General features: G+C 72.4%; 6 protein-coding genes. 1 reads left to right on the forward strand and 5 read right to left on the reverse strand.

Annotated elements, in window-relative coordinates:
• From AB0G02_RS25065 to AB0G02_RS25080, 4 genes are all read right to left on the reverse strand, one after another.
• On the reverse strand, positions 1–194 hold a 194-nt coding region (locus AB0G02_RS25065; protein WP_360797992.1), incomplete at its 3' end, for a hypothetical protein.
• Between the two features lie 167 nt (positions 195–361).
• Entirely contained in the window at positions 362–799 is a 438-nt protein-coding gene (msrB, locus tag AB0G02_RS25070) for a peptide-methionine (R)-S-oxide reductase MsrB (protein WP_360797982.1), read from the reverse strand.
• Between the two features lie 136 nt (positions 800–935).
• On the reverse strand, positions 936–1,250 hold the full coding sequence (locus tag AB0G02_RS25075) for a hypothetical protein (RefSeq protein ID WP_360797984.1): 315 nt from the start codon (positions 1,248–1,250) through the stop codon (positions 936–938).
• 39 nt (positions 1,251–1,289) lie between these two features.
• On the reverse strand, positions 1,290–2,234 hold the full coding sequence (locus tag AB0G02_RS25080) for an asparaginase (protein WP_360797986.1): 945 nt from the start codon (positions 2,232–2,234) through the stop codon (positions 1,290–1,292).
• A 73-nt stretch (positions 2,235–2,307) separates the two neighbouring features.
• On the opposite strand from AB0G02_RS25080, the gene AB0G02_RS25085 reads away from it, so the two are divergent.
• Complete coding sequence (locus AB0G02_RS25085; RefSeq protein ID WP_360797988.1) at positions 2,308–2,952, forward strand: GntR family transcriptional regulator; 645 nt, start codon at positions 2,308–2,310, stop codon at positions 2,950–2,952.
• 46 nt (positions 2,953–2,998) lie between these two features.
• Here AB0G02_RS25085 and AB0G02_RS25090 read toward each other — a convergent pair.
• Positions 2,999–3,597 (reverse strand): alpha/beta hydrolase (locus AB0G02_RS25090; protein ID WP_360797990.1); only part of this gene is annotated, 599 nt, incomplete at its 5' end.

A 3,597-nucleotide genomic window follows, 5' to 3' on the forward strand; every position in this document is an offset into this window, starting at 1 on the left:
ACGCCTCCCCGCGTGCCCCGCAGGCGCACTCGGACGAGGATCGCGAAGGCCAGCGACACGGCCAGCGCGATCCAGTACAACTCGAGGAACTCCGGGCCCGAAAGCCCCCACGGTCGCTCCACGGTCCACCCCCTGTGGGCCTCGGTGGAACCAGGTCCACCAGCCAGGAGGCAATCGTGTGCGCCAGGCCACACCCCGACAAGAGGGCTTTAGCAAGCCTTAGGGTTCCGGGCGGGTGACGCGGGGGGCCGTCAGGAGGACGACGCGCCGTCCACGCCGCCGGAGCCTTCGCCGTCAGTGCCCTTGAAGATGCGCATGATTCCTCCTGCTGTGGATTCCGTCATCGTTCGGAGTAGCACCGTCAGTCTGCTGGACCGCCGGTGTTCTCGACCAGGCGCAAGCTCACGGAGTTGATGCAGTAGCGCTGATCCGTGGGGGTGTCGTACCCCTCACCTTCGAAGACGTGCCCGAGGTGGCTGTGGCACGTGGCGCACAGCACCTCCGTCCGGACCATGCCGTGCGTGCGGTCCTCGCGCAGGATCACCGCGTCACCGGCCAGCGGCGAGAAGAACGACGGCCAGCCGCAGTGCGAGTCGAACTTCGTCTCGCTGCGGAACAGCTCGGCGCCGCACGCCCGGCACTCGTAGACGCCCTCGGACTTCGTCTCGGTGTACTCGCCGACCCAGGCGGGTTCGGTGCCCGCGTCGCGCAGCACCGCGTACTCCTTCGGGCTCAGCATCTCCCGCCACTCCGCCTCGGAGTGGACCACCTTCGGGGTGGCGCCGACGACAGGTTCCATACCTCCACGTTAGACGAATCCGCGGCGGACGGAATCCGGCGGGAACCGCCCGGCCAGGACCGGAAGGGAACCCGAGTCCTCGGACGGCCGGGGCCTGGTGGAGCGAACTCGGTGGACAGGACTCGGTGGAGGTGACTCAGTAGAAGAACACCCAGACGAGGGTGCCCAGGTAGTACCAGACGCTGATCACCACGCCCAGCAGGATCAGGCCCACCACCACGACCGCGGTGAGCCGGCGCAGGCCGCCCGCCCGGTTCGCCGAGTCCGCGAACCGCTCGACGCCCGCGACCGTGCCCTCGATGGTGAAGCTGGGTGGCTGCTGCTGCATCCGACCGAGGTGCTCCGCGAACGCCCTGGTCTCCGGGTCGTCCGGGTCGAGGCCGATCAATTCGTCGTCGATGCTGCTCGGTGGGCGTTCGTCGGGGGCGTCGGCGGCTTTGGCGCTGGCCATGGACCCCAGCGTATCGGGCGTTTCAAGCCGCCGGCCGGTTCAACTCACCAGGCTGGGTGACGGTCTGACGGCTCCCACCGGCCGTCCGTGGCCGAGCACGGGGAAGGTGGCGAGCTCGTCCGGCGCGGCCACTCCCAGCTTGCGCAGTGCGGCGACCAGGACCACGGTCCGGGCGCGGCTGGAGCCGTCCGCGATCTTGCACGCCACGGCCTCACCGGTCGGCAGGCCGATCGCGTAGACGCCTTCCGCGCCGTCCTTGGCCACCGCGCCCGGGATGGCCCGCATCAGCTTGGTGACGTCGCGGTTCGTGCCGCCGACCCACTCGGGGTGGCGGTTCATCGCCTGCGCGATCCGCCGTTCCGGGCCGTCCTCGGCGCGCGCCAGGGTGCTGAACGCCCGCGCCAGGCCGTGCAGGCTGATGCCGAACAGCGGTGCGCCGCAGCCGTCCACGCCCTCCGCGCCGATGCGCTCGCCGGCCAGTTCCTCCAGGGTGTCGCGGACGGCGAGCTGGAGGGGGTGCGCGGGGTCGAGGTAGTCGTGGGTCGACCAGCCGTTGACGGCGCAGGTCGCGAGCATGGCGGCGTGCTTGCCCGAGCAGTTCATGTACTTCGGCGCCTTGGCGCGGCCGGCCGCGAGGTGCGCCTTGAGGGCGTCCTCACCGATCGGCAGGTCGGGCGTGCACTGGAGGGCGGTCTCGTCCAGCCCGTGCGCGTGGAGGACGCGGTGGACGCCGTCGACGTGGAAGTCCTCGCCGGAGTGGCTGGCGCAGGCCAGGGCCAGCAGCTCGCCGTCGAGGTCGAGGCCGTGGCGGAGCATGGCCAGCGCCTGGACGGGCTTGTTGGACGAGCGCGGGTACGTGGTGTCGTGCGGCCGGCCCACGGTGAGGGCTTCACGGCCTTCGCGGTCGAGTGCGATCACGGAGCCGTGGTGCACGGACTCCAGGAACTCGCCCCGCCACACCTCGGCGACCAGTTCGTGTGCCATGTGCCCTCCGCCCGCGCTCTGCCAACTGTCGACAGTTAACATGGGCGGGGTCCTCTCGCGCTAGGAGACCTTCGTGACACCTCCCCTGCACCTGAGCCTGGCCGGCCAGGCCGTCGACGTGCTCCGCGAACTGGTGCTGACGGGTGACATCCCGGCGGGCGCGCGGGTCAACGAGGTCGAGCTGGCGCAGCGGCTGGGCATCTCGCGCGGGCCGCTGCGCGAGGCGATCCGGCACCTGGCCTCGGAGGGGCTGCTGGTGCTGGCGCCGCACCGGGGCGCGTCCGTGCCGACGGCCGACGCCGCCGACGTGCAGGCCCTGTTCGAGCTGCGGGCGGCGCTGGAGTGCGCGGCGGCCGAGCTGGCGGCGTCACGGCGGACCGACGGGGACGTGGTGCGGCTGCGCGCGGTGTGCGACGAGTCCCGGCGCGCGTACTCGGCGGGCGAGCGCTTCCCCTACCGGCTGGACCTGGCGTTCCACCAGGCCCTGCTGGACGCGGCACGCAGCCCGCGCATCGCTGAGCAGGTGCGGCTGGTGCAGCAGCGGGTGGTGCTGCTGCGCAGCGCGCTGCGGGACGACCCGCCGCACCAGAACGCGTCGCTCGACGACCACGACGCCCTGGTGGCGGCCATCGCCGCCGCCGACCCGACCCGCGCGTCGGACGTGATGCGCAAGCACCTGGCCCGGGTCTGCGCGCAGATGCTCACCAGCCTGGGCTGACCCCGCGGACCTCCGCGGCCCACGACCGCTCCGGCTCAACCGCGGCTCAGTACGTCGCCAGGTGGTCGAGCAGGTGCAGGGTGGTCTCCTCCGCCGCCTCCTCGGGCACGAAGTGGCCCACGTTCGGCAGCACCTCGAACCAGTACGGGCCGGTGGTCCACTGCGCCGCGTGCTGCGCGGTGTCGGGGGCGATCACCTTGTCGTCCTCGCCCCACAGGTACCGGGTGGGCACGGACACCGGGCGGTACGTGCCGGTCAGGTCGTTGGCCCGGTACCAGTTCAACGCCGCGGTCAACGCGCCCGGCTCGGTCAGCTTCCGCACGTACTGCGCCACCCGCTCCGGCGGGATCGAGGACGGCCAGCCCTCCCGCAGCCGGGCGCCGTTGTCGGCCAGCAGGGCCCGTTCCGCGACGCCCGGCTCACGCAGGTGGTCCAGGTGCGACCACCTGCGCCGCTGGTCGGGGTCGGTGCGCAGGGCCTGGGCGAGCGCGCCCGGGTGGGGCGCGGACACGGCCGTCAGCGTGCGGACCCGCAGCGGGAACCGCGACGCCGCGACCCACGCCGCGATCGCGCCCCAGTCGTGCCCGACCAGGTCGAACCTCGTCCACCCCAGCGCGTCCGCGATCTCGACCACGTCCTGCACCA

Origin of the sequence: Actinosynnema sp. NPDC023658, from assembly GCF_040639995.1 — a bacterium.
GTDB lineage: Bacteria > Actinomycetota > Actinomycetes > Mycobacteriales > Pseudonocardiaceae > Actinosynnema.

Coding starts and splice junctions, on each gene's coding strand:
- msrB (WP_360797982.1), bottom strand. CDS start 799: ATGGAACCTGTCGTCGGCGCCACCCCGAAGGTGGTCCACTCCGAGGCG.
- AB0G02_RS25075 (WP_360797984.1), bottom strand. CDS start 1,250: ATGGCCAGCGCCAAAGCCGCCGACGCCCCCGACGAACGCCCACCGAGC.
- AB0G02_RS25080 (WP_360797986.1), bottom strand. CDS start 2,234: ATGGCACACGAACTGGTCGCCGAGGTGTGGCGGGGCGAGTTCCTGGAG.